A 22,741-nucleotide genomic window follows, 5' to 3' on the forward strand; every position below is an offset into this window, starting at 1 on the left:
GCATAGCACGCACCGGTAAACGTGCGAGCAAAGCCGTCCCGAACTGAGCAACGAACGCGTCCGCTACCGTCCCCGAAAATTCCGCTTTGTTCCCGCGAGAGCCGTCCGTCCTGTGGGGGAAACGTGGGGGCAAAATCGGCCCCAAACGAAAAAGGCTCTCAGAGCCGAAGCCATGAAAGCCTTATATCTATTGGTCGGGGCGAGAGGATTTGAACCTCGCTGAGGACCGCCCAGTAAGGCTCTGGCGCTGATCCACGTACCGTATGGATACGGGTTGTGGGACAATTTGTATTGTAACGCAACGTGGCAAATTGCTCGAAAGATCGTCACGGACTAAGCTGACACTGAGTACAACTTGGGTGCGCTTTTTTGAACGACCGATTTTGCTCCGCTATCCTGCGGTATCGCGCTCGCGTCTCGGTATCGCGCTCGCGTCTCAGTCCATGTTCGATTGCGGATCCTGCGGTGTTATTTCACCTCGGCAGACTCACTGTCACGAATTGCAAAAATAGCGTCGGCCAACCTCGTGCCGGTCGATGCTAGCTTTGCTAAGACTCGGAGTTGCTCTTTACAAGGTAGGCTCGTGGTCGGCTGCGGATAGTTGAGGGCATGATCGATTTCTCCCCAAACCTCCTCAAACAGCGTACGCACTTGAATCTCGCAGGTAATGTCTACTCGCTCTTGTGGCTTAACGATGTAGTGAATACTGGTGTAGTACGTTTCACGCGTCTCTGCCCGCAGCCCAAGACTTTGAAAGAAAGCCGTCGCCTCTGGGTCCCAACTATACGCAACAGGAGGTTCGGATAAAAACCAGTAACCCTGCTCGACCTGACTCATCGTCGCCCGATGAATCTTTTCTAATTGACGGGAATGCAGATGCAATACCCTTACCCCGGCCGCGTCGTTGATACGTTCAAAAAAGTTCTCCGCCGTGATTGGACCCGCACTCCACTTTCTTGCGATCTTCTCTTTTAGATGCGACGCGTCTTTCACTCTGGACTTAACGGAATGAACCGCCGGTAGGGGTCCGGTAGTCAGCACCCGACTCGTCGTGAAGAAATCCGCTACTTGCTTGCGGAACCAATCAACTTGATCGCGCCTTGACTCGAAAGCAGCTAGAGCGGCATCCAGTTCCTCGGGCGTCGGTCCATTCATAATTGCGTTGCCTCGTTCGGCGCGAGAGCGTCAATCCGAGCGATCACATCAGCCGCGAATGTCTCGTACGCTTCCTTAGTTTCATAATACTTTTGACGACTAGCTTGAATCGTAGGGCTGTCGGACGCATCCAAATTCTCCAAATTGGGGAGTTCCCACATTGGACTGTGATACTTTTGGGCGTGGGACGGAAATGTGTTATGAGAGTGCATCACTGACATTTCGCCAATTGGCAACCGCAGGCTCGCCTCCGAGATACCCCCGCTTAACTCTGACGGCAAATGCCCGGCAATCGTCTCGGGAATTTGGCGGGCGTAATCAAAATGCGCACCTGCCATGTCCCATTCGCTGGCTCCCGCACGTCGCTTAGCGTTGTAAATGGTGTAGCCAAGAAAACGAACCATCTTCACCGGCAAAGCCCCTCGCCGAGTCGGCGAGATTAGCGTGTAAAGCGTTTTAAATTCGTGTGCCCATCGCTGGAGTGAATTCCCGATGTTGCGAATCCCATAGAGACTAAATAAGTCCGGAGCACAGGGAACCAAGAATGCGTCTACCGTACTCAACGCGACCTTATTGAGCAATCCGAGACTAGGTGACGTATCAACAATGCAGTATTCGTATTTATGCTCTTCAGCATACGCCAAAATAAGACGGCGTATTTCGCCAAGCGTGCGGAGAGCTAACGGGTGCCCGATGAAAGCATCGCTCCACCGCCTAGAGATCTGTTCCTCGAACATGTGCAAAGTAAGTCGCCCGGGTATAAGATCCAAATTCTTGGCGAGAGCGATCGGTGGCGGCAACGACTCTAGTTCTGCGGTCCCCTCCTCCGTCGGCTTCAAAAGAAAGTGCATGGTGCGCGGCTCAGTCAGCAGCCGCTTGAAATCGTCCGCCGCGACGACCTTTCGGGTATCAGCGAAGCCGGGTTCGTCAATGTACGGAGTTTCGTCATCCCACACAGATTGAATCCGCTCTACCGGAACGCCATAAATCGAAAGGTTGCATTGAGGATCGAGGTCCACCATGAGCACCTTGTGCCCCATGCCTGCCAACGCGTGTCCAAGGTGAAACGTCAGAGTAGTTTTACCGACGCCGCCTTTATTATTGAAAACAGAGATGATTTTCGGATTCATTTTAGCAACTCTTAGTCAGCCCGCTCGTTAAGAGCGCAATGATACGCCGGCCCCTTAGGCGTGGTGATTATTATTATTATTAATTTTTTAGCAGGGTATTGACTCGACTGCCAAGTCCGCCTAGACCAGATTTCACCATGCCTATTCGCGGGGACTTACGCCACACGCCCGCGCCCGCTAACCCTTGCAGCTAACGATGAGATTTCGAGTGACCATCGGGCCGTAGCCTGTCGGCGTACTGGTCATGTTGCTATTGATGACGTCGTACTTACCGCCGCACGCCTGCGCCGCAGCTTTGTAGCATTTAGTCCAACTGTCGGCGGACCCGTCACAGGAAATTGAGAATCCTTGCTTTCCATCCGGTGTCGGCATCGGTTCGACTACCGCAGCGCAAGCGGCAAGGGTGACTACGGAAACCATCACAACAAGGGTTTTTATCATTTGGTCGGGCGAAATCGAAAATCGACGGAAAGTCAGCAAACGAATAATAATCGTAACAGAGTGTAAGCGGGCGGTGGGCGGGACGAATCCGGCGTCGGGTTCGCCAAACAAGCCGCCGAGATTTTGCTGCACCTATTCGCGGGGACTTTACGGCGCGCACATGCGTCCATGCGCCCCCATAGGCGGGCGCGGGCGCGCGTCTTTCCAGCCGGGAGGGTGGCATGGTGCTGGGGTCGCTGTTTCGACGCTGACGCTGCGCTGCGGCAGTAAGTGCCAGTCTGTTCACTCCTGCTTGGCAGGTGTCTGCACGCCCAGTTGCAGGTAGATCAATACCACCAGGGGGATGAGGCCCAGGCCATAGACGAGGATGAGCAAACTGGAAACCAAATAGAGGAAGACCTTTTGCCCGTTCGTGATGTTTGCGTACCAGTTCTTCATAGTCTCTGCGGATGGTCTGTTGATGGCTCGCTTGTTAACGGCAGAAAAGGCGAAGTCTTGATGGTACTGGAAGGGCATACCTGAACCGACCTGATCAAATCGGTACTGCAAATACCGCTTGCGATACCTCAGCAGTACCGGTACCATCTAACCACCTTAACAGTACCGGAGCGGTCGAGATGATGATTCGTGCCTACATGCGGGCGTCCACTGACGAGCAGGACGCGAAGCGCGCCAAGGGTGCATTGCAGACGTTCGCCAAGGAGCACGGTGTGCGGGTGGCCTCGTGGTATTGGGAGAACGAGAGCGGTGCCAGCCTTCAACGGCCTGAGTTGTTCCGGCTGCTATCGGATTGCGAACCGGGCGACGTGCTGCTATTGGAGCAGGTGGACCGGCTCTCACGCCTGAATGCTGACGACTGGGCGCAGCTGCGCGGCGACATCTCGGCGCATGGTGTGCGCGTTGTTGCGCTCGACCTGCCGACATCGTACGCAGCGCTTAAGGCGGGCAGCGGTGATGACTTCACGGCTCGGATGCTGGATGCGATCAACGACATGTTGCTCGACATGTTGGCCGCGATTGCACGGAAGGACTACGAGGACAGGCGCAGGCGGCAGGCCGAGGGCATCGCGAAAGCCAAGGCTACACCGGGGAAGTACAAGGGTCGCGCGGTGGACACGGAGAAGCGGGATGCGATCCGCAAGGCGCTCGACAAGGGGCTGTCGTGGCAGTGGATACAGACCAACCTTGAATGCTCGCGGGCCACTATCGCGGCTGTCTCTAAGGAGATGCAGGCCGCAGAGTGACGGGCTGGCGCGTGCTAATCTGACCGCCACGAGGCCCGCCATTGAGCGGGCTTTGTGCTTTATGGGCTGACCTTGGGGCTGGCCCTTTTGCATTTCGAACGACTTAGCAGACACACCTAGTCGATGGGCGTCGATTCGACACCTAGTTGATTACGGACGACTCAGCAGACAAGAGAACGTCGCCCGGATGCCTAGTTGAATTTGGACGACTCGGCAGACACAGAACCGTGTCGCTTCGAAGCTACAACCACTATCACGAGGAATGACATGACCACTACGACGAAACAAAAGGCGCAGCGCGCCAAAGGCAGCGCGCCGCTTCATCCGCTCGAAGGCAATCGCAAGCTGCGCAAGCTGGCGGCGCTGTACCGAACGCAAGGCAGTAACGGAGGTACGCGACTAGCCGCACTGCGCGCAGGCATCGAAGCCACTCACGGCAGTTTGCCGAGCTATCTGGAGCGCACCCGCGAACCGAGCCGCAGCGTACTGGCTTGACGGCGACGGAATAGCACGAACTAGGCGCGATGCGCCGAGGCCGCTGGCGGGCCTTCTAAGCAGCCAGAGCATCAACCCAACCAAGCGGCGCACAGCCGCGAACAACCAAGGCGCAGTAAGCGCCGCATTCCAAGGAGTAACGCACATGGCATTTCCGAAATCTCAACTCGACGCATCCAGCGACCGCCGCGCATTCAATGGCCGACTCCCATCCGCAGGTAGCGGCGCGGTGCAGAGCCGTAGCTGGTCCGTAGGTCCGAACGGAGGGGCCGGCTGGGCGGGTCCGATTGGCGCGGGGGCAGCGAACCCGGTGCAGATCGACCGCAGCGCTCAGGATGCATTTACGGCAGGCGCAATGCCCGCGTCGTTGCGTGATGGCAGCGGCGCAAGCTGGAACTATTCGACCAACCCGCTTGAATACGCGGCGGCGGCAGGACTGGTCCCGGCGAGCGAGCAGGACGCAGCAAACCTCCTGAAGTATCCCGAGCTTGCCCTGCATGGGCTGGCAGGCACGGCGAATCAGGACGTTGGCCGCTTTCATTCGAGCGCGCACATCGTAGGCCCGCGAACGATTCACGCTGTCGGCGGGGCCAACACACCCGCAGCTTGCCGCTGCACTTTCCGCATGATCGCTGGCCGCCTCTGATCGTCTGACGGCAGACGCCCGCCGTGGGCGCACCACGGCACCGATAATTAGTATCCCTACTCACTTACAGGAAGCAACCATGACCCGAGCAACCAAAGCAGCAGCAACGGCGGCACACGCCGCACCGATCACCAACACCAGTTTCTCCAGCGTGCAGGAGGCACAGCACCGCCTGACCCAGTTGGGCCAAGGACTCGACGCCGTACGTGCGGCTGCTGCTGAGTATGCACGGCTACGCGAGGCGTTCGAGGGCCTTCCCACTATTGAAGCGGAGATGGCCGCGATCCGCGCAGCTATGCCCGAGATCGAGCGCAACGACTTCGAGCGGCAGGTGGACGCGTACGAGATCGACGCGATCATGCCGATTGACGAAGGCAAGTACGCGAATGCGCTCCGCAAGTACACCGTGCACGGCACGTACGAGGGACGCCCATTCGAGCAGCCGCTGGCGAATCAGAGCCGCGTACTGTTGGCCGCAGTGGCTCGCAGGCCGGAGTTGATCCCGGTTGAGATTCTGGCGCGCGCCGATGAGCCGATGGACGCGCTGCTGCGGAATGTCCGCGACGTGAACCGAGGCTATCGGGACTGAGCACGCCGAAGCGGCGATAGCCACGCAACACGAAGCGCTGCACCTATGGCGTGGCGCGATCACCGAAGTAGCCGACCCAATACAGCGCGTCACGGTGTAGCCGTGGCCGCTTCTTCAAGGCCCGCCAGCAGCGCGGGCTTTCTCTTATCAGAAGGACCAACCATGACCCGAATCACACCCCGCGCTGTCCGCGCAGCACGCATCAATCACTTCAATGAGCCGTTCAATCTGACGGCGGCACACCTTGGCATCCACCCGGCTGACGTACACCGCGCCGTCAAGACTGAGGCGCTGGACGCTGACGAGCGGCAAACGCTGGTGAATGGGTTCCTACGTGGCGAGAAGGTAACGGACCTTGCAGCCGTGAACGGCGTGACGAGCGCGTGCGTGATGAGTACCGTCCGTACGGCATTCATCCACGAGAAGGTGGAGCGCGGCATTCTGAGGTTGACCCGGTTCGACGGTAAGCGATCCATTTTCGGCGTCTAGCCGCTGGGGACAGGAGCGAGGAGCATAGGTGTCCACCTATCCGGAGGTGGACACCTATGGCTGACAAAGATCCAGAGTTAAGAGTAGTTCGACGCAGCAGCGACGGTCGCCGTCGTTACGACGATAAAGGCAAGCGTGCGCTCGTTGAGGAAGCGCTGCGTTCTGGCGTGTCGGTTGCCCGCCTGGCGCAGGAGCACGGGATCAACGCCAACCTGCTACGCAAGTGGATCACGAAGTACCTTCTGGAGCGCGAGAAAGGCATCTCGCCGGCATCGCAGGATGATGCTACCGGCGAACAGGAACGTCCGCATGCCCCGGAGGAAATCGTACTGGAGGGCGCGCTCGCGGTGATTGATGGCGCGCCCATTGACATCCCGGGTTCGCGCAAACGCTCCCCACCTGTCGCCTCGCCCACGGCATTCGTGCCTGTCGTTGCAGCACCACCAGCACTGCCAACCGCACCGCCGTCACCATCGCCATCGCCATCGCTGACGCTCGCACTGCATGTGCGACTGTCCAACGGCGTCGAGTTTGATCTCGGCGAGGCGAGCATCGACGAACTGACCACCGTGGTCCAGATGCTGGGGAGGATGCCGTGTTCCGGTTCGACGAAGGCCTGAAGGTCTACCTGCATCGGGAACCCGTCGACTTCCGGTATGGCATGAACAGCCTGTCGATTCTCGTGGAGCAGGCCATGCATTTGAACCCGATGGATTCCTCGCTCTATGTGTTTACCAACCGGAGATGCGATCGCATCAAGATCCTGGGCTGGCAGGGCAACGGTTTCTGGCTCATGCTCAAGAGACTCGAGGCAAACGATCGCTTCGTGTGGCCTGACAGCGCGAACCGGGTCGCGACACTGAGCGTCGAGCAGTTGCACTGGCTTATCGAGGGCATCGACATTGCCGCAGTCCAGCGACATCCCAGTCGAAATTATGCACGCGTGAGCTGAACACGTCACCGGCGTGCCGGTCTAAGCGGTATGCCGATCAACGTGATCATCGACGCCGACGAACTCAAGGCACTGCTCGCGATGCGAGAGGCCTATGGTTCGCTTCAGCGCGATCATGAGGAGGTTCGCAGCGCACTGCGCCTCGTGACAGCTGAGCGCGATCTCGCCGAGGAACGACTGCGCGCTTACCGTCGCGAACTGTTTGGCGCGAAAAGCGAAGCGCGCGCCTCGGACCAGTTCGGCCTGTTCAACGAAGCCGAAGCGCTCGGCGCGAACGCCACTCCCGCGCAGGAAGATACCCCCGGAACCGAGGTCGCGGCCCACAAGCGCAAGAAGCGCGGCCACCGCAAGCCTCTCGATCCCAATCTGCCGCGTGATGTCGTGCGACACGAACTCCCTGAGGCAGAGCGCTTCTGCGATCACGACGGACACGCGCTCGTCGAGATCGGCGTCGAGATCAGTGAGCAGCTCAATGTCATTCCCGAGCAGTTGCGAGTCACCCAGCATCAGCGTATCAAGTACGCCTGCCCATGTTGCGATCTCGGCATCAAGGTTACGCCGGCACCGCCCCGTATCATCCCGCGTGGGCTGCTGAGTGAATCGGCGCTCGCGTGGATCGCCACCGGCAAGTACCAGTTCGGCATGCCGCTCTATCGCCAGGCCGGTCTGCTGCGTCGCTTCGGCGGCGACATCTCGTCGAACACGATTGCCGCGAGCATGGTCCGCGTCGGTCTTGCGACGCAACCCGTCATCAACCTGATGCGCGATGCGCTGCTCGATGCCGAACTGATCTACGGCGACGAGACGACGTTCCAGGTCCTGAAGGAGCAAGGGCGAAAGCCGCAAACGAAAAGCTATCTGTGGGCGCAGATGACCGGTTCGGGCATCCCCATCCGTTGCTTCACCTATACGCCAGGTCGTGGCGCCAGGCTGGCTGACAGGCTGTTTGCCGGTGTCCGTAAAGGTGCCGCCCTGATGACCGATGGATACGAACCCTACAACGGCATCGCTGAACAGTACCAGCTCGTGCACCTCGGATGCTGGACGCACGCAAGACGGTACTTTGTGAAGGCGGAAGACAATGTCCCCAAAGCAGCGCGCCCGCCCGATCTGCTCGCGACACGCTTCATCAGCCTGATCGGAAAACTGTTCGCGGCCGAAGCGCGAAGCCAGACGTGGACGGCTGGGCGACGACAGCGATTGCGACGACGATACAGCGCGTGCGTACTCGATGTTATCGAAAAGCTGATGCTTGAGCACTCGCCTGGCGTCGTGCCCAACAGTCTGCTCGGCAAGGCGCTGACCTATCTGCACGGGCAGTGGCCGAAGCTGATCCGTTACGTTGAAGACGGCAACTGGCCCATATCGAACAACCCTTGCGAAAATTCCATTCGCCCGTTCTGCCTGGGACGCCGCGGCTGGTTGTTTGCTGACACCGTCGATGGCGCAAACGCGAGCGCCAATCTCTACTCACTGGTCGAAACCTGCAAGGCGAACAGCATTGATCCGTATCGCTATCTCACCTGGCTATTACAGCGTCTCCCGCTGGCACAGACCGTCGACGACTACGACGCGCTCTTGCCCTGGAAGATGCCCATCGATCTCCGCTGACTGAGCCCTGTAACACATCTCATGAGAACCGCGCCCTTACTCTGAGGGGTGTCGTCAATGGATCGCGTACGTTCGACGGACGGATTTGCAGCCTGCGATTTGATGCGATCTAACCTCCGTTGAGTGTTGAGTCGCGGGTTGTCCACGGGCGGGCGGCGGGTCGCCTCTCACGACCATGACGCTGCCCGCCGGTGGACAACCCGCAAGGCGATACGGTTTGCCTTTTAACGTTGAGGTTTTCGAATTCAAGCGGCGAACGATAGCCAATGCCGCTGTGTAAGCGGCGTACGTTGTACCAGCCCTCCAGGAACCAGAAGATGCGTTGCCGGGCCCGTTCACGAGTCGCAAAGAGTTCTCGCGAGAGTAGCTCCGCTTCAAGCGTGCCGAAGAACGATTCGCACATCGCGTTGTCGTACGCGTCGCCGGCCGTCCCCATCGACGGTTGCACACCGGCTTCGCGGCAGCGCCGTCCGAATGCAATAGAGGTGTATTGGCATCCCTGGTCCGAATGTAGAATTACGCCCTCGTGGCGTCGCTGCAGCAACGCCATATCGAGTGCGCGCAGCATCAGTTCGGTGTCCAGATGGCTTGACATCGCCCAGCCTACAATTCGGCGACTGAACACGTCGAGGACTACGGCCAGATACAGAAACCCCTCGCCAGTCGGGATGTAGGTGGCGTCCGCCACCCACAGCATGTTTGTCGCCTCCGCGCAGAAGTGCCGACGCACCAGATCCGGAGCGCGCCGAGCCCCCGCGCGTTGCCGCGTGGTGTGTGGCCAGCGCCGCCGGCTCGCACCATGCAGGCCGGCCAGGTGCATCAGACGTGCGACCCGCTTGCATCCCACATGCACGCCTTCCCACGCGAGCTGCGCATGGATACGTGGCGCCCCATATGTGCCGCGTGAATTCGCATGCAGCGTGCGGATGCGCTCGAGCAGTTGCGCATCGCTACACGAGCGTTTCGATGGCTCACGCACCAGCCATGCGTAGTAGCCGCTCGCGGAGACCCTGAGCAGCCGTGCCATCGTGGCAATGGGCCACCTGGCCCGGTTCGCTCTCATGAATCCGTACCGCCCTTCGGCGGAACGGCTCCCGTCTCCCTCGCGAACCAGGCCGCGGCCTGCGAGAGAATGTCCCTTTCCATCTTCAGTTGCCGGTTCTCGCGACGCAACCGTGTGAGTTCCTGCCGCTCGGCCGTGGTCAGCCCGTCGTGACGCACACCCGCATCGCGATCGGCCTGCGCGACCCAGTTGTTGATCGTCTGTTCGGTCGGCTCGAACTCGCGCGCCAGATCCTCAGGCGTTCTTCCGGCCTTAACCAGCTCGACCATGTGAGCCCGGAATTCCACAGGGTATGGGGTACGATGCCTGCCCATTTTCGACACCTCCTGATCAAAAGCATAGGTGTCCGTTTTCGCGGGTCAACTTCAATTCTGGCCGAGCAGGTGGAGGCAAGCGCCCCGCGCGCCGCCGACCGTACGGAGAAGCTGGCCGCCTGACCCGCCGCCCGAACCACCAGCCGTAGTATTTCCCTCACTTTCAGAGGGGTGCATTTCGTTTTAAATCAATGACTTGCAGTGTTCTCTATAAGATAACTTCTCTATAAGATAACTTACCGCGCGCTAGCCAGTCACCCAACGCTAACCGAGGATCGAATAATGCAGCATCCGAGCAGCACCCTTTACAAGCATGGCCGGTGTTTGGCAGACCTTATCACCACCTGCGACCGCGTAGAGTCCGTGGACGAGTGGGCAGTCTTCGAGACAGTACAGAAGTGGCGACGGCTCGCGAAGCCGCTGAGAGTGAATGGGCTTACCGTCACCCGCTATCAGGCACGGGAAGCCGTCAGTTACGTCAATCTCGTGACCGGTGAAGTAATCCCGGCAGCAGACGCAGGGAAAGCGGGCCTGTCCATCGCAGGCCACGTCAGCGAGAAGATGCTGCGGCGTGAAGCCATCCTCGGCGCACTGAGACCCGAGGCCCGAGCATTCGCAGCGTTCTGTCTGGAGTTCCGCAACAGCCGCCGAGGTGTCACACCCGGATTCGACAAGCTGTGCCATTGGTTTGCGGAATTGACCGGTAAGCGCGCCGATAACGTGCGCCGTCTCCTTCCTGCACTGCGTAAAGCCGGGATCATGGCGGGTGAATCGCTGGTCGGTGTCGAGTGGCAGATCAGCGGGAGTAACAAGAGCGCGGCCTACCATCTGAAAGAGGACGCAGATGCAAAACACAAGTTCGGGCTGATGCTGGCGAACAAGGGAGCCGGGATCACCTTCGAATGTAAGAACCTTATTGCGACCATTACCGGCAAGCTGGCCGACCCTGTATGGGCCACAGATGCCGTGGGCGAGTTCGAAGCAGAGGCCACGCTGGCCGCGCTGCTGTCGGGCGGAACACTGCCGAAGAAGCCGCTCAATAGGAAGATCACGCAGGAGCGGGAGCGCGCACTGTTGCGGGCTGTGGTTCTCCTCGCGGAGCAGGGCCTGACTGGCGTACCGGAGACAGCATGAGCGCATCGACCGTAGCCGCGCAGCTTGCCAAGGCCAAGACGCGCTGCCAGCGCATCATCGAGCAACAGCGCTGGCGGACGCGTCAGGAAGGCCGCAGAGCCGCTGGAGATGATCAGGTTAACCGACGCCCGCCCAAGGCGCGGCGGCCCGCCAGAGAGGGCGTACGCGCGTCCTAGCGGCCAGAGCAACCAACACACGACGGTCCGCAGAAGGCTGCGGACCGCAATAAACACACAGGACACCTAACATGATGAATACGATGGACACGATGAGCTGCAGCACAGGCGCGGCGTTGGAGAGCAACGACGAAGCACGGCTGTACTTCCTGAAGGGGAACCGACACACGCGAGCGGCGTACCGGCGCGCTCTGCGCGACGCGGGCGTTGAGCTTCCATCGTGGGTCGCTGATAAGCGCAATGTGACCACAAAGGACTGTGACCACTTTAGCAATGTGACCACAAAGGCCGCTGAGATCGCCCCCTCCGACGACGACCTTAACGCACTCTATGGCGGCCAGTGATGCGGACCATGTGGGCACTTCTGAATTCCGCTGCTGTCAGGCGCGCGCTCGAAGAACCTCCTCCGATGACGGCGCGGCACGTGTTGCTAGCGACCGGGGACGCCGACGCAGGCGCGTGCCCTCCTCCTTCCGGCAATCCGCCCGTTCGCGCCCAGTCGGGCACACAGAGGGCAATCAAATGACGACTGAGACAGCCAAGCGAGGGCGCGGACGCCCGCCCCTACTCTGGCCGCGATGCCAGATTGATGACCCGATCCGGGGACGTATCGAGCCGCCGAGAAGCAAACTCACGCACAGCCTGATCCGCCATTGCCGGAAGTGCAGCCAGTGCGAGGCGTTTCATTCGCGACGCTTCGACGCTGGCCGCTGGCGGGCTGCGATGCGCGGGAACAAGACGTATCAGGGGGAGCCGTGCCGGAAGTGCGGCAGCACGGCGCGGCGGGTGCATGACGGCTCTTGCTATGCCTGCCAAGCGAAGCGCCGGGGCCGCCCGATGGTGCAGCACGAGAGGCCGCTACTCAACCGGGGGCGGCGAGTCGTGAGCCGCGCCGAGCATTACCGCAAGCTGGCCGAGGCGAAGCAGGCCGGGAGGCTGGTTGCGGAAGCAACGGTAGACGTAGGTGGATGGAAAGCCGAGGGCTGGCTGTACGGTGACGGCAGGCGACACCTTCGCGTGACGGATACCGGGGCCAAGGGCGGCGGATGGGGCATGTGCGTATGCAATTCAACACGGCCTTAGGGAAGACGTTCCGCTGTCGCTGCGTGGAGTGATCCCTCGTCACAAGAAAGGCCATATTCCGGCGATCACGAAACCCTCCGAGATCGCGCCGCTAGTAAGAGCGATTAATGGCTATAACTCGCCGATTACGCGGGCCGCTCTGAAATTGACGATGCTCACTGGTTTGCGCCCGGGCGTGGTCGTAGGCGTCCCGTGGGACGAAATGGACCTCGACGGCGCCGAATGGCATGTGCCAGCACTCCGGATGAAGATGCAACACGAACACATCGTGCCACTGCCAAAGCAAGCGGTTGCGCTGTTGAAAGAACTTCAGACGCTCACGGGCCGCGGCGACTACGTCTTTCCCTCGCCTGCGCGGCAGAAAACGCCGCATTTGCACCGCCCCCCAGAGCAAAGCGCTTCGAGAGATGGGCTTTCAGGGAAAGCACGCGGCACATGGATTCCGCGGCATGCTTCGCACGGTGGGGAGGGAACGCTTGGGCATTGACATCGACGTTCTAGAGGCGCAATTTGCGCACGCAAAACGCGGCGACGTCCAGAAGGCTTATGACAGGACAACGTTCGACGAAGATCGTTGCCGCGTTATGCAGGAGTGGGCTGATTACATTGACCGGCTTTGCGATCTAAAGGCCTGGTTCTCGGCGGCCTTCGGCCTCGTCGTCGCGGCTTGGAGTGTCCCATCTTTTCTGCGCTCGTCAACTACTGGGCCGCCCCTTTTGTCATCCCCACTCGATTGACACCCCCCGCCGCAAACCCAACGCTGGGCCCGACTCGGGTCCCATCGCGCCCGCCCATACCGTCAGCGATACCTCCAGGCCGTCCATATCTTTCGGCATCCCAACCGGTCGTCGGCTCTTCGATTGTGTAAGGAACTGACCGGGCCTGGTGCAGTTCGCGTCGCCTGGACAGATATCGACGCCCGGAGGCACGCAATCTTCGGAGGCGTCGAGCGCGACAAGAGTAAGAATTCGAGCAGCAGCAGAGGCAGGCAGGCGCGCCGGGCTGATCGAGCGGATACCGTTGCACTACAGAACCTGAAAGGCGGTGAATGCGCCGCCCACGAACACTTGCTGGGAGAAGATCTGCCAAAGCCCGCCCACTCGCACGCCAATCATGCACATGTATTGGAGTGGATTTGCGCCAACGCCCGGCTCCGGGTAGCCATTTGGAAAGCCGGCGATGTTGCTGTGCCCTGCGCCATAGACCATGAAAGGGGCGGCACCTGCATGATTCGCGAAATCGCCGGCGCCAACGTTAGCATTCATTCCGCAGAGCTGCTGGGCCATGCTAGTGCCGACGTGCGGGTTCGGATGCCCCGGAATGCTGGGCGAAATATGAGCGCCATAGATCACCCCTCCCACGTCCTTCATGCAAAAACTGCAGCCGGTGAACTGTGTGGTGACCATCACGTCGGAGCCATCGAGACGTATACCGTCGATGGCGCCAAAGCTGGCAGCGCCCGGCGGTGGCCCCGGAATTACCACGATTCCTCTACCGGGGACGGCGGTCCAGTGCACGGCGCGCACGCTTGCTGCTGAAAAGCCGTACGCGCCTGCAGGAACCGGAACCCCCGCGACAGGCACGAACATGTAGCGATCCTGGGCCGCGTCGTAGGTGAAGTAAAAGTTCACGAGATTGCGGTCTAGCGCATCTGGCGCATAGCCCGTCGAACCGCGAACCATAATCTTGTTGTCTGTGAGAAACTGCAGTGGCGCGGCCGGGATAACGGTCGTCAGCAGATTTCTGCTGCCGTGGTCGCGCGCATGATGTGCATCCTCTACTATCCTGGCTTTCTGCAACAGGCGGCGATACTCAGCTGCCAACAATCCGGCACCGAGCGTCGTGGCCCGATTTGCGAGCGCATTGTTTCCAATGGCATGCCACAGGAGATAAATGACGCGTCGCATTTCGCGCTGGGCCTCGTTACCCGCGTTGTGCAGATTCTTCATCGACATCCCGTTTGAGAAATTCACGTAGCCGGCCTGGTGCGCGTTGGCCGGGGGATAGTGGTTCTGAATATAGGAACTGGCCAGAGCGTGCGCGCAGGCCTTCTCGGCGAAGGTCCCGATTGCCGAGGTTTGAATGAATCCAAGCGTGTCGTTGATCCTGACAGTCACGTCTTTCATGGCTATTCCCAAAGTGTCGTGTGCCGCAGCAATGGTCTCGCACCGATCCGTCCGCTCTCATGCATCTTTGACGCGAGTGGCGTAACAGCCCGACTCCTCTTGAACCCAAAAACCACAAGATCGTTGATATCAACTTCCCATCTCGACCTGGTTTTCGCGTCCAGATCGCTCGGGCAGAGGATGAGTAATCCGGGACGCATATCGCCACCCTCGCGGATCCTCGTGTAATTTTGCGTGCCTGGACGCCACGGTGATTCAAACCACGTGAACGAAATCCAGGTGCTTGTCCAGGATGTGAAGATGATCGCTCGGCGTCTGGATATCTTCTGTCACGGCGATCATCATCCCGTCCCTCCCCTCTCGCTTGAGGTTTTCGCGAACGGCGTCATTGTCACTGGCGGTAATGTTTACCTTCGACGACCGCTTGATCCCGATGGTGGGATTGCGCTTGCCGGTATGAAACGCAAAAGTGCACAGATCGGAGGTTGGGCTGGGGGTGAAGACTTTCCCCTTTCGCGCCTGGAAAGCCTGCTGGTTGACCAGATCCCCGCTGTGTTTGTTTTTGATGATGACGTCAGCGTTGTGGTAGTCGAGCACATAGGTCGCCACATCGGCGCATCCCAGCGCATTCTGAATCTGACTGATGTTGTGATATTCCTTACTTCCCACGTTCCAGCCGGCGATATAGAGCTCGTAGACCCTGTCACCACCGATCAACGCGACGGCGCGCGCGAACAAAGTGTTTGTGCTGCCGCGCCAGCCCTGGGTTTTGTGGACGCCCACGAGCCGGTCGACGAGGACGCAGATAATCGCAGAACAGGTCGACATCGTGGGAAATGCGAGCGCTGTACCCTCTCCCGTCTGATCATCGTGAATCGACATCACGGTCCTGGTAACCGGCATGACATTCTCCTGAATTCCCCCTGCTGTCTTCGGTATCTGACCGGCCGGTAATCTCACGTAGCCCGGGCCACTGGCGCTCCCGCAGATGCCACGGCCTGCTCCCGTCACTCATGCCACGCCTCCAAGACATGCTGAAGCAGCCCCTGTCAGGCCGGCATCGCCGCGGGGCCGCTCGCTGCGTCAATCCGACTTCTCTTCCTCCTCGATCCAGGCTTTAGTGGGTCTGGTCCGGTTATCCGTCGCCACTACACCCACGCATTTGAACTTGCTGTTCTCACGTTCGAGGCAATTCTGCAGATTTTCGGCGTCCGTCGTCTTCGCATCGACCAGCATGCCGGGCGGGATGCAGCCATTCAGATCCTGAACCACGGGTTTCAGGGCTTCGTAGATGAGGCTGTAGCGGTTTCCCTTTTTCAAGGCCACGAAATTTTGCGGGCCCAACAGAAAGTCCTTCGCCTTCTGTGATTGCAGGGACATGTTGTGCAGCGCGGCGTGCAGGCTGGCTGCCTGAAAACAGTACGTGACGAACTGCGAGCAGCTGATTCCCTTGCGACTGGAAAGCTTCACGCCCGTGATCCCGCGGTGCCAGGCTCGCACCGCGCGGACCAAAGAGTCGGCAGTCCAGGCTTCATTGGTCTGGTATTCATCTCCGCGCCGTCCGAAGGGAACGGTCGCCTTCACGACCTGTTGTTTCGTTTCGGCATATTTCACCATCCCAACCACCATGGGATCGTCGCTGCGCGTGGTCCATCTTGCGGCGAACCACGCTGCCGCCTCGGCCACGGCGGAGTTCCCGTAACGATAGACGAAGTACTTGATGTCGTCGTCGGTGACCGCTAGCGCGCCGACGGACTGCTGCACGACTCCCTGCAGGTTCCCGACGTCCTTGCTGTGGATGACGGTTTTTCCCTTGGCGTCAGCCACCCAGATCAGCGCATGCTTCGCTTCGTCGGTACTGTCGTCGTACTCGATAATGATGTCGCCGGGGGAAAAGTCCATATCTCGATCGGCTGATCAGAGCGGCCGTTGCTGTTGCGGAATGTGTGCCTGAACTGGGTACCTGAATTGCAGAGGCACCGTCATCGTATGCAGAGATCGGCCTTGACCAGAATCGCCGGGTTGATCCCGCCACTCTGGACGATCTGAACCACGATTGCACGCCCCCGCCCCGCCTCCGACGAATATTCAACGGGCTCCTCCACGACGACCCCTTCGCTAGCATCGATACTGTGACGAAAGCGCACCGCCTTGCCTTCCTTGGTGGTGGTCACCTTGAATTTTCCGTCACCGATATCTGTAACGGAATGGGTAATCTGAAATCCTGAGCATGGCGCAACCGTCCACGGTTTCGTGCCATAGACGAAGACCTGGTATAGAACCATTTCACCCGGGCCGGTTAGTGCGATCTCGGCAGGAAAGCCGTGCTCATCGTTGCTTTGTCCCAGGTATGTATCCACCTTGCTGGAAACATGAAAACCTCGATTGGCGAAACAGCCTGTGGCCTTTATCGGCGCGGATATGAGCTCGTTGCTATACACCCCCGCGAGATGCAAAAGATTGCCATCGGCAGATTCCCAAACCATCTTCACATCCATTCCGCATTTATCCTTCATCACCGTAAGCGGCACAAAGTGATCAAAACTGTAGTTGCAGGGATAACTGAAGACTGTCTTTGGAATGGTGATGGTTAGCCCAAGTTTGTTGGGTGTAGACATGTCCGCCCCTTCCGCTGAGTAGCACACGGGCCGCACTTAAGCCCGGATAAAAGGATAGGTAAACTGCACCGCCCAATCAACAAGATCAGACGTTTGGGTCTCGTCGACTCCCAAGCCGCCAGAGACGCATTTTTCCCGTTCCTATCGCTGCTCCTTCGCGACACTCTCCTCCAGGCCGCGCTTAACCTTCGCCACGTTGATCCTTCCCGCGCCCGGCGTATCGACAAGCGGCATATACGATGCAGGCGTGTGCAGCAAGCAGGCCTGCATCTCGTCGATCACGATCCGGTCGCTTGAGTCGTACCCCATGCCCTCCAGCTGGCGCGTCAGCCCCTCCCCTCAACGCGCCAGCGAATTCTCGTTGCTGCGAAAGATCAACGGCCGCTCGTCCACGGGTTTGGGATGGCGCGCCACCTGCACCGCTTGCACGACTTGTCCGTGATGCGCCGACTTTGCGCAGACCGGATCGGCCGCGGCCGGGTCGCCGGTCAACATCCAGGCCTGGCAGCGGCAACCGCCGTGATCGCCATGCCGTTCGTCACAGTCGCGACATGGCTCGCGCATCCAGCCTTCGCCGCGAAACGCGTTGAACGCGTCGCTTTCATACCAGATCTGCCGGAGCGACATGTCACGCAGGTTGGGCAACGCAAGCCCCGGCAGCGAGCGCGCCGCATGACACGGCAGCGCGGTTCCATCCGGCGCGACACCGAGAAACACCGAGCCCCAGCCGTTCATGCACGCCTTCGGACGCTGCTCGAAATAGTCGGGGACGACGAACAGGATCCGGCAGCGCTCGCCAACCAGCTTGCGATAGCGGTTCACCGTGTCCTCCGCTTCGGCAACCTGCTCCGCGGTCGGCATCAACTGGTCGCGGTTGAGCATGGCCCAGCCGTAGTACTGCGTGTTGGCGAGTTCGAGGTAGTCGGCGCCGAGATCGAGCGCCATCTCGATGATCTGCCCGACATGCGGCAGGTTGAACCGATGCAGAACGCAGTTGAGCACCATCGGATAATCGTGCGACTTGATCAGCCGCGCGACCGCGCGCTTAAGCTCGAACGTGCGCGTGCTCGTCACGAAGTCGTTGAGCTCGCGCGTCGAGTCCTGCAACGACAGCTGGATATGGTCGAGTCCCGCGAGTTTGAGCCGCTCGATGCGCGCCGCGGTCAAGCCGATACCCGAGGTGATCAGGTTCGTATACAACTGGTTGCTAGTTTCGTGAATGTCGCCGGCGTCCTGCGAGCCGCACAGTCACGAAACTAGCAACCAGTTGCTTATATCTATTGGTCGGGGCGAGAGGATTTGACTCCCGCTGAGGCCCGCCCAGTAAGGCTCTGGCGCTGATCCACGTACCGCATGGATACGGGTTGTGGGACAGCCGACAGTGTAGGCGATCTGCCAGACCAGTTGCAAGCCGTGCAGTTCGACGTGCCGTTATCGCTGATGCAAGCAGCCGTTATGACACTCAGAATTTGAATGTGACGTGGGAGCCACCGATTTGCGCGAGGTTTTCCAGAGTAACCGGCAAGCAGTTAGACGCATTGATCGTCACATGTCCCCCGCTCCCTGCGGCCAGCCGAACCAAATTCTCCAGCGTTTGTGGCAAATAAGCATGACCAGAAAGGTCTAGGTGCACGCCCGTTCGGGCGAGTGCTTCAAGTGTTTGAGGTAATGGTCCCATCTTTAATCCCGTTGTCGCATTGTTCGTGGGCTACTTCTTGTTCTTCGGAGGCGGCGGCGGTGGCAGATTCCCGGTCGGTGGCTGGTATCCCGCGCCCGGGCTCGGTTTGCTCGTTGGCTGATAACCCTTGTGCATCGGTTGGAACCCGTCGTTCGTCGGTGTCCCCGGTTTCGTCGTTCCCTTGTTCGTCGTCATCGTATGGTCCTATGAACTCGATTGACTCAATGGCGCTGCCCGCAATGAGCAAGCCGCGTGTTTTGACGTGTCGCCGAACAAAGCCTTCGGCTTCGTCTACATCCCAAGCTTCCTCTACGTAAATCTCGGGGTCAGCAGGATAGCTGGAAGCGAATGAGTTATTGCCGTACGTCGCGCCTATTCGCTTACCCGAAATCAATGTGATTATCAGGTAAAACGGCTCACGTTTGCCGAATACATAGTCCCATGCGCGGTCTACCGGGTGCGGCAACCAGCGGCCCATCCACTTTGCACGGCGTAGCATAAAGACTCCGACTGCCAACAACAGTGGGCCCACCAAGAGAATGCCGACCCAAGCGATCGCATAGACTACAGGTTGTCGCGTAGCCAGTCCTGCATAGCGCATCCAGTAGATCGGAAAAGCGAACACAGCGTAGTTGCAACAGCTAAATGCGATTGCGTCGATTACGGCCTTTGACGCGTCAAGGCGTGGCCCGGAACTGAGAATCGCGTACGTCTTCATCGCAACGAAACCGGGAATCACGAACAACACGCAAAGCAGCAGTTTGTCCGCTGAACTTACATCCATTACTCAAATCCTTGCTGAGGTTGTGCCGTGCCCATCGCGTACTCTGCGCGGACAGAAACAAGCGGGGGGCGCACGCCGGATCACGTGCGACGGGTCGTGTCTACCTGAGCGATGGACGGAAAAACCCACGCGGGACGCTCGACATTGTCAAAATAGATACCCGCACCCATGTTGTAGTCCTCGGTTAGCCTTCGCAGTTGTTCAACATCGGACTCGAAAATCGTGAAGCGATAAGTCCGTTCTGCCTTGACGCGCTTCATAGTCGTCTTGACAGAAAGCACGAGTTGGTACTCCCCCGCTTGCCAGCGGATGGGATTTCGCCCGTACATTGTTACCAATGGCGCGACGAACTGGTTGTCTGCTGTGATCGCCTGCGTACTTCCGGGCGGACGTTGGTGGATCTTCTGGTTTATGTTTGTACGCAGCGCGTATTCCACTTCTCGATACTCTCGCTCATTGTCGCGTGACAGTTGCCTAAAAAAATTAGTCACGTAGCCCCACTCGTCACGAGCTTTAAGCGTAAACGGTGCGAACAGCAGTGGAGGCGCGGACTGAGCCTGAAGATAGCTTAGACCGGACAAATTGAATGGCTCGCCGTTATCGCGCCGAAGGTTAGCCTCAAAGGACGTTACGCGCACCTCGCGCCCACCAAGGTTGCGCACAACCACGCGTACCTGTAGTAGAGGGTTGCCGACCTTGTGCGTTAAGGCCACGCGCTCGTAAAGTTCCAAGTCAAGTTTCGGAGGGCGTAGCCAGCGCCAAATGTGCGGACCGAGCGAAACGGCAAGCGCGCAGAAAGCAATTGCAGCGCTCCAAAGCGACCAGTCCAGATACCAAGGTGCGGTTTTCATAGTTGTATGCGAGGGCAGAGTGAAAGCGTCTGCGATAAGGTCTGACGTTACATTGTACTGGGGCCCCGGACCAATTTTGGTGAGCTTGTTCGCGAGGACTTACGCCGCGCACGTGCGGCCATGCGCCCCCGTAGGCGTGCGCGCACGGTACTAGCGGTCACATACGCCTGCGAGCCATCCCTGTAACCTCTCATTCTTATTGGCCTGCGGATGGTAGCTATTCAGTGTCAGTCGACCATAGAACGCGCCGTTGCCGTCAACAATGACAGGCGGGTCGTTCGCGTATTGGTTGCAAGGACTGTCATTTGAATACGGCGATCCGTATTGACCGTAACGATTAAAGATGCTGTCGGTCGCGTATGGCGAGCCGTGGTCGCCATACTTATTGTGAACTGAGTCCGTCGCGTACTCGGAGCAGTTTATGCATCCCAAGTACGTCTTGTGATCTTCACCGCCGAAAAGCATTAGCTTGGTGGTTTGCGCGTTCACTTGCGACGCGCATGCCACCGAACAGGCGGCGATTATCGCAGCGATCCATTTTGTCATTTTGATCCCCGAGTTTTCGTTGATTAAACCATGTCTAATGAAAGAACGCGACATTCGCTCCCTTCGCGCAGGTGTTCAACAAACGACCGTATGTTGCGCACGAGCAACGCGGCGCAAAAGATGTGCAACAACGCCATTGACGGCGTTTATGAACAGAGGCAGTATGTGCACACGTTTGATGAACACACCAGGACACCGACATGAGCCGCACGTTTCTCTACGCACGAGTCTCCACCGCCGATCAGGACACTGCAAATCAGGTACTGGAAGCCAAGCAAGCAGGCTTCGACATCCCGAAGTCTCGCGCCATTGCGGAGACGGTATCCGGCACCGTGGCAGCGATGGAACGCGCAGGGTTCCGGGCGCTGGTTGAGCACAAGCTGGAAGCCGGGGACACGCTGGTCGTGACGAAGCTGGACCGACTGGGCCGCAACACGAGCGACGTGCTGGCAACCGTTGAACGGCTGTCTGCGATGGGTGTCCGCCTGCACTGCCTAGCCATTCCGGGGACCGATCTGACGAGCGCAGCGGGCCGCCTAACGATTACGGTACTGGCCGCCGTTGCGCAGTTCGAGCGTGACTTGCTGATCGAGCGGACGCACGCGGGGCTGGCGAAGGCACGGAGCGAGGGGCGCGTAGGCGGCAGGCCGGATGCCCTGACGGACGCACAGAAGGCCGAGATTCGGGCAGCACTGGCGCGGGGCGATACGAGCGCCCGAGCGCTGGCGAAGGAGTACTGCGTTGCACCGAATACAATCCTGAAGGTGCAGAAGAAGAAGACCGCCGCCTTGCTGGCACAGCGAGCGCCTTTCGAAGGTTCTGGGGACAATTGAATGACAGTGACCGCCATGATGCAGCGCGCCGCGATCGAGGCCGCAGGCGCTGAAGTAACGAAGGCCCGCGCCGAACTGCGGCGCGTGGTTCTGATGGAAGCGCCTGACGTAGTGGTGGACTACGCCGTGCATTTGCTGGAAGCAGCGCGGGTCCGACTGCTGGCGTTGCCAGACCCCGACGCCGAAGGTTGAAGGTGCCCGGTTCGAATCCGTATTGGTTGAAGTAGCAACGATGAACCTGAGAGGTCCGGCATGAGTGGGCTTCTTGCTTATGGGCTGGCCGCGAGGCTGGCCCTTGTCATTTCAGGACCCTCTCCAGACACACACCTAGTCGTTAGGTCGATTCGACACCTAGTTGATTTCGGACGACTTGAAAGACACAGAACCGTGTCGCTTCGAAGCCACAACCACTATCACGAGGAATGACATGACCACTACGACGAAACAGGAGGCGCAGCGCGCCAAAGGCAGCGCGCCGCTTCATCCGCTCCAAGGCAATCGCAAACTGCGCAAGCTGGCCGCGCTGTACCGGACACAGGGCAGCAACGGAGGCACGCGACTGGCCGCTCTGCGTGCCGGTATCGAAGCTATTCATGGCAGCCTGCCTAGCTACCTTGAGCGCACGCGCGAGCCGAGCCGCAGCGTACTGGCTTGAGAGTGGCGAACGGTCGGCTGACGCGTAGCAGATCCACGCCCTGGCCGAGATAAAGGCGCACCGCGCCGAGGCCGCTGACGGGCCTTAGAGGTGGCCTCGCTTGTTCGGACAGGTTCTCGATATTTTTA

General features: G+C 59.4%; 27 protein-coding genes and 2 pseudogenes. 16 read left to right on the plus strand and 13 right to left on the minus strand.

What is annotated here, in order from left to right; translation table 11 throughout:
• Positions 1 to 468: 468 nt before the first annotated feature.
• The 4 genes from OKW28_RS28895 to OKW28_RS28910 form a co-directional block, all read right to left on the minus strand.
• Complete coding sequence (locus OKW28_RS28895; RefSeq protein WP_429450709.1) at positions 469 to 1,155, minus strand: RelA/SpoT domain-containing protein; 687 nt, start codon at positions 1,153 to 1,155, stop codon at positions 469 to 471.
• Positions 1,152 to 2,285 carry a ParA family protein gene (locus OKW28_RS28900; RefSeq protein ID WP_429450711.1) on the minus strand — a complete coding sequence of 378 codons (1,134 nt, stop codon included), beginning with the start codon at positions 2,283 to 2,285 and terminating at the stop codon, positions 1,152 to 1,154. Before OKW28_RS28900 ends, OKW28_RS28895 begins: the two co-directional genes overlap by 4 nt.
• Positions 2,286 to 2,462: 177 nt before the next feature.
• Complete coding sequence (locus OKW28_RS28905; RefSeq protein ID WP_429450713.1) at positions 2,463 to 2,858, minus strand: hypothetical protein; 396 nt, start codon at positions 2,856 to 2,858, stop codon at positions 2,463 to 2,465.
• 150 nt (positions 2,859 to 3,008) lie between these two features.
• Positions 3,009 to 3,311 carry a hypothetical protein gene (locus OKW28_RS28910; protein ID WP_429450715.1) on the minus strand — a complete coding sequence of 101 codons (303 nt, stop codon included), beginning with the start codon at positions 3,309 to 3,311 and terminating at the stop codon, positions 3,009 to 3,011.
• 32 nt (positions 3,312 to 3,343) lie between these two features.
• On the opposite strand from OKW28_RS28910, the gene OKW28_RS28915 reads away from it, so the two are divergent.
• The 8 genes from OKW28_RS28915 to tnpC all read left to right on the plus strand — a co-directional run bounded on the left by OKW28_RS28915 (position 3,344) and on the right by tnpC (position 8,752).
• Positions 3,344 to 3,970 (plus strand): recombinase family protein, encoded by a 627-nt coding sequence (locus OKW28_RS28915; RefSeq protein WP_429450717.1) that lies wholly within the window; start codon positions 3,344 to 3,346, stop codon positions 3,968 to 3,970.
• 267 nt (positions 3,971 to 4,237) lie between these two features.
• Positions 4,238 to 4,465: a hypothetical protein gene (locus tag OKW28_RS28920; RefSeq protein ID WP_429450719.1), complete on the plus strand. Its 228-nt coding sequence runs from the start codon at positions 4,238 to 4,240 to the stop codon at positions 4,463 to 4,465.
• Positions 4,466 to 4,775: 310 nt separating this feature from the next.
• Positions 4,776 to 5,111, plus strand: coding sequence for a hypothetical protein (locus tag OKW28_RS28925; RefSeq protein WP_429450721.1), 336 nt, complete (start codon positions 4,776 to 4,778; stop codon positions 5,109 to 5,111).
• A 79-nt stretch (positions 5,112 to 5,190) separates the two neighbouring features.
• Complete coding sequence (locus tag OKW28_RS28930; RefSeq protein WP_429450722.1) at positions 5,191 to 5,700, plus strand: hypothetical protein; 510 nt, start codon at positions 5,191 to 5,193, stop codon at positions 5,698 to 5,700.
• A 162-nt stretch (positions 5,701 to 5,862) separates the two neighbouring features.
• On the plus strand, positions 5,863 to 6,189 hold the full coding sequence (locus OKW28_RS28935) for a hypothetical protein (protein ID WP_429450724.1): 327 nt from the start codon (positions 5,863 to 5,865) through the stop codon (positions 6,187 to 6,189).
• A gap of 56 nt (positions 6,190 to 6,245) precedes the next feature.
• Positions 6,246 to 6,809: a transposase gene (locus OKW28_RS28940; RefSeq protein ID WP_429442848.1), complete on the plus strand. Its 564-nt coding sequence runs from the start codon at positions 6,246 to 6,248 to the stop codon at positions 6,807 to 6,809.
• Complete coding sequence (gene tnpB, locus OKW28_RS28945; protein ID WP_090812713.1) at positions 6,785 to 7,141, plus strand: IS66 family insertion sequence element accessory protein TnpB; 357 nt, start codon at positions 6,785 to 6,787, stop codon at positions 7,139 to 7,141. Before OKW28_RS28940 ends, tnpB begins: the two co-directional genes overlap by 25 nt.
• Positions 7,142 to 7,171: 30 nt before the next feature.
• Complete coding sequence (gene tnpC, locus OKW28_RS28950; protein WP_116117423.1) at positions 7,172 to 8,752, plus strand: IS66 family transposase; 1,581 nt, start codon at positions 7,172 to 7,174, stop codon at positions 8,750 to 8,752.
• Between the two features lie 238 nt (positions 8,753 to 8,990).
• Here tnpC and OKW28_RS28955 read toward each other — a convergent pair.
• Positions 8,991 to 10,129 (minus strand): annotated as a pseudogene (locus OKW28_RS28955) (IS3 family transposase); the annotation flags it as partial.
• A gap of 282 nt (positions 10,130 to 10,411) precedes the next feature.
• Between OKW28_RS28955 and OKW28_RS28960 the strand changes: the two are divergent.
• The 5 genes from OKW28_RS28960 to OKW28_RS28980 all read left to right on the plus strand — a co-directional run bounded on the left by OKW28_RS28960 (position 10,412) and on the right by OKW28_RS28980 (position 13,259).
• Positions 10,412 to 11,263, plus strand: coding sequence for a hypothetical protein (locus OKW28_RS28960; protein WP_429450726.1), 852 nt, complete (start codon positions 10,412 to 10,414; stop codon positions 11,261 to 11,263).
• Positions 11,260 to 11,439, plus strand: a complete 180-nt coding sequence (locus OKW28_RS28965; protein WP_429450728.1) for a hypothetical protein — start codon at positions 11,260 to 11,262, stop codon at positions 11,437 to 11,439. The genes OKW28_RS28960 and OKW28_RS28965 overlap by 4 nt, the downstream gene beginning before the upstream one ends.
• A gap of 71 nt (positions 11,440 to 11,510) precedes the next feature.
• Positions 11,511 to 11,783, plus strand: a complete 273-nt coding sequence (locus OKW28_RS28970) for a hypothetical protein (protein ID WP_429450729.1) — start codon at positions 11,511 to 11,513, stop codon at positions 11,781 to 11,783.
• Positions 11,784 to 12,550: 767 nt separating this feature from the next.
• A complete protein-coding gene (locus OKW28_RS28975; RefSeq protein WP_429450731.1) occupies positions 12,551 to 13,009 on the plus strand; it encodes a tyrosine-type recombinase/integrase in 459 nt (152 codons plus the stop codon).
• Positions 12,999 to 13,259 (plus strand): hypothetical protein, encoded by a 261-nt coding sequence (locus OKW28_RS28980; protein WP_429450732.1) that lies wholly within the window; start codon positions 12,999 to 13,001, stop codon positions 13,257 to 13,259. Before OKW28_RS28975 ends, OKW28_RS28980 begins: the two co-directional genes overlap by 11 nt.
• A gap of 288 nt (positions 13,260 to 13,547) precedes the next feature.
• Here OKW28_RS28980 and OKW28_RS28985 read toward each other — a convergent pair whose 3' ends face one another.
• From OKW28_RS28985 to OKW28_RS29020, 8 genes and pseudogenes are all read right to left on the minus strand, one after another.
• Positions 13,548 to 14,648, minus strand: a complete 1,101-nt coding sequence (locus OKW28_RS28985; protein WP_429450733.1) for a hypothetical protein — start codon at positions 14,646 to 14,648, stop codon at positions 13,548 to 13,550.
• Between the two features lie 255 nt (positions 14,649 to 14,903).
• On the minus strand, positions 14,904 to 15,551 hold the full coding sequence (locus tag OKW28_RS28990; RefSeq protein WP_429293476.1) for a hypothetical protein: 648 nt from the start codon (positions 15,549 to 15,551) through the stop codon (positions 14,904 to 14,906).
• A gap of 180 nt (positions 15,552 to 15,731) precedes the next feature.
• Positions 15,732 to 16,550, minus strand: a complete 819-nt coding sequence (locus OKW28_RS28995; RefSeq protein ID WP_429450734.1) for a hypothetical protein — start codon at positions 16,548 to 16,550, stop codon at positions 15,732 to 15,734.
• Between the two features lie 80 nt (positions 16,551 to 16,630).
• Complete coding sequence (locus tag OKW28_RS29000; RefSeq protein ID WP_429293478.1) at positions 16,631 to 17,266, minus strand: hypothetical protein; 636 nt, start codon at positions 17,264 to 17,266, stop codon at positions 16,631 to 16,633.
• Positions 17,267 to 17,407: 141 nt separating this feature from the next.
• Entirely contained in the window at positions 17,408 to 17,575 is a 168-nt protein-coding gene (locus OKW28_RS29005; RefSeq protein ID WP_429293479.1) for a hypothetical protein, read from the minus strand.
• A gap of 30 nt (positions 17,576 to 17,605) precedes the next feature.
• Positions 17,606 to 18,466, minus strand: a pseudogene (gene pqqE / locus OKW28_RS29010) (pyrroloquinoline quinone biosynthesis protein PqqE); the annotation flags it as partial.
• Between the two features lie 452 nt (positions 18,467 to 18,918).
• Positions 18,919 to 19,728, minus strand: coding sequence for a DUF6338 family protein (locus OKW28_RS29015; protein WP_429450735.1), 810 nt, complete (start codon positions 19,726 to 19,728; stop codon positions 18,919 to 18,921).
• A gap of 80 nt (positions 19,729 to 19,808) precedes the next feature.
• Positions 19,809 to 20,579 (minus strand): hypothetical protein, encoded by a 771-nt coding sequence (locus OKW28_RS29020; protein ID WP_429450737.1) that lies wholly within the window; start codon positions 20,577 to 20,579, stop codon positions 19,809 to 19,811.
• A 746-nt stretch (positions 20,580 to 21,325) separates the two neighbouring features.
• On the opposite strand from OKW28_RS29020, the gene OKW28_RS29025 reads away from it, so the two are divergent.
• The 3 genes from OKW28_RS29025 to OKW28_RS29035 all read left to right on the plus strand — a co-directional run bounded on the left by OKW28_RS29025 (position 21,326) and on the right by OKW28_RS29035 (position 22,613).
• The gene (locus tag OKW28_RS29025; protein WP_429450739.1) at positions 21,326 to 21,958 is read left to right on the plus strand and encodes a recombinase family protein; all 633 of its coding nucleotides are present in this window, start codon (positions 21,326 to 21,328) and stop codon (positions 21,956 to 21,958) included.
• Complete coding sequence (locus OKW28_RS29030; protein ID WP_429450740.1) at positions 21,959 to 22,150, plus strand: hypothetical protein; 192 nt, start codon at positions 21,959 to 21,961, stop codon at positions 22,148 to 22,150.
• Between the two features lie 235 nt (positions 22,151 to 22,385).
• Positions 22,386 to 22,613 (plus strand): hypothetical protein, encoded by a 228-nt coding sequence (locus tag OKW28_RS29035; RefSeq protein ID WP_429450742.1) that lies wholly within the window; start codon positions 22,386 to 22,388, stop codon positions 22,611 to 22,613.
• The last annotated feature ends 128 nt before the right edge of the window (positions 22,614 to 22,741 follow it).

It is taken from the genome of Paraburkholderia sp. 40 (assembly GCF_050434105.1).
Lineage (GTDB): Bacteria > Pseudomonadota > Gammaproteobacteria > Burkholderiales > Burkholderiaceae > Paraburkholderia > Paraburkholderia tuberum.

Coding starts and splice junctions, on each gene's coding strand:
- OKW28_RS28895 (WP_429450709.1), bottom strand. CDS start 1,155: ATGAATGGACCGACGCCCGAGGAACTGGATGCCGCTCTAGCTGCTTTC.
- OKW28_RS28900 (WP_429450711.1), bottom strand. CDS start 2,285: ATGAATCCGAAAATCATCTCTGTTTTCAATAATAAAGGCGGCGTCGGT.
- OKW28_RS28910 (WP_429450715.1), bottom strand. CDS start 3,311: ATGGTACCGGTACTGCTGAGGTATCGCAAGCGGTATTTGCAGTACCGA.
- OKW28_RS28915 (WP_429450717.1), top strand. CDS start 3,344: ATGATGATTCGTGCCTACATGCGGGCGTCCACTGACGAGCAGGACGCG.
- OKW28_RS28920 (WP_429450719.1), top strand. CDS start 4,238: ATGACCACTACGACGAAACAAAAGGCGCAGCGCGCCAAAGGCAGCGCG.
- OKW28_RS28930 (WP_429450722.1), top strand. CDS start 5,191: ATGACCCGAGCAACCAAAGCAGCAGCAACGGCGGCACACGCCGCACCG.
- OKW28_RS28935 (WP_429450724.1), top strand. CDS start 5,863: ATGACCCGAATCACACCCCGCGCTGTCCGCGCAGCACGCATCAATCAC.
- OKW28_RS28940 (WP_429442848.1), top strand. CDS start 6,246: ATGGCTGACAAAGATCCAGAGTTAAGAGTAGTTCGACGCAGCAGCGAC.
- tnpC (WP_116117423.1), top strand. CDS start 7,172: ATGCCGATCAACGTGATCATCGACGCCGACGAACTCAAGGCACTGCTC.
- OKW28_RS28960 (WP_429450726.1), top strand. CDS start 10,412: ATGCAGCATCCGAGCAGCACCCTTTACAAGCATGGCCGGTGTTTGGCA.
- OKW28_RS28965 (WP_429450728.1), top strand. CDS start 11,260: ATGAGCGCATCGACCGTAGCCGCGCAGCTTGCCAAGGCCAAGACGCGC.
- OKW28_RS28970 (WP_429450729.1), top strand. CDS start 11,511: ATGATGAATACGATGGACACGATGAGCTGCAGCACAGGCGCGGCGTTG.
- OKW28_RS28985 (WP_429450733.1), bottom strand. CDS start 14,648: ATGAAAGACGTGACTGTCAGGATCAACGACACGCTTGGATTCATTCAA.
- OKW28_RS28990 (WP_429293476.1), bottom strand. CDS start 15,551: ATGCCGGTTACCAGGACCGTGATGTCGATTCACGATGATCAGACGGGA.
- OKW28_RS28995 (WP_429450734.1), bottom strand. CDS start 16,550: ATGGACTTTTCCCCCGGCGACATCATTATCGAGTACGACGACAGTACC.
- OKW28_RS29000 (WP_429293478.1), bottom strand. CDS start 17,266: ATGTCTACACCCAACAAACTTGGGCTAACCATCACCATTCCAAAGACA.
- OKW28_RS29005 (WP_429293479.1), bottom strand. CDS start 17,575: ATGGGGTACGACTCAAGCGACCGGATCGTGATCGACGAGATGCAGGCC.
- OKW28_RS29015 (WP_429450735.1), bottom strand. CDS start 19,728: ATGGATGTAAGTTCAGCGGACAAACTGCTGCTTTGCGTGTTGTTCGTG.
- OKW28_RS29020 (WP_429450737.1), bottom strand. CDS start 20,579: ATGAAAACCGCACCTTGGTATCTGGACTGGTCGCTTTGGAGCGCTGCA.
- OKW28_RS29025 (WP_429450739.1), top strand. CDS start 21,326: ATGAGCCGCACGTTTCTCTACGCACGAGTCTCCACCGCCGATCAGGAC.
- OKW28_RS29030 (WP_429450740.1), top strand. CDS start 21,959: ATGACAGTGACCGCCATGATGCAGCGCGCCGCGATCGAGGCCGCAGGC.
- OKW28_RS29035 (WP_429450742.1), top strand. CDS start 22,386: ATGACCACTACGACGAAACAGGAGGCGCAGCGCGCCAAAGGCAGCGCG.